The organism is Vibrio sp. OPT46, assembly GCF_015163535.1.
Lineage (GTDB): Bacteria > Pseudomonadota > Gammaproteobacteria > Enterobacterales > Vibrionaceae > Vibrio > Vibrio alginolyticus.
Genome location: NZ_JADDYG010000469.1, coordinates 1 through 330, shown reverse-complemented (window position 1 = coordinate 330; position 330 = coordinate 1). Strand labels below are relative to the sequence as shown.

The following is a 330-nucleotide window of genomic DNA, read 5'->3' as shown; positions in this document are numbered from 1 at the left end:
CATCAAACTTATTGTCTACTTTCTTTTGAAGCTTAGTCTTAATCTTTTTAGCCAACAGGTTCGTTTCTGAATCGTCAGCAAAAACTGAAGTACTTGCAAAGATCAGTATCATTAAAGTTACAACGTATCTCATCGTTTTGGTCCGTTTATGTTGTTGATTGTTCGATGATAAGTAATTTTTCTGTAGATACGAAAATGGGACGCCACATTGCGTCCCATTTAACATGATGAAGTAACTGATATGTAATTAAGCGCGCTTCTTGCCTTTGTTTGCTTTGAAGCCCTGATGCGGAAAAACGTTACGAATCCTCTGTTGAACTTTTTTGGGAA

At 36.7% G+C, this 330-nt stretch carries 1 protein-coding gene and 1 pseudogene; both read right to left on the bottom strand.

What is annotated here, in order from left to right; genetic code table 11:
* Positions 1-226: pseudogene (locus IQR33_RS33670) on the bottom strand (hypothetical protein); the annotation flags it as partial.
* A gap of 21 nt (positions 227-247) precedes the next feature.
* A partial coding sequence (locus tag IQR33_RS19920; protein WP_193843974.1) for a DUF3634 family protein occupies positions 248-330 on the bottom strand: 83 nt, incomplete at its 5' end.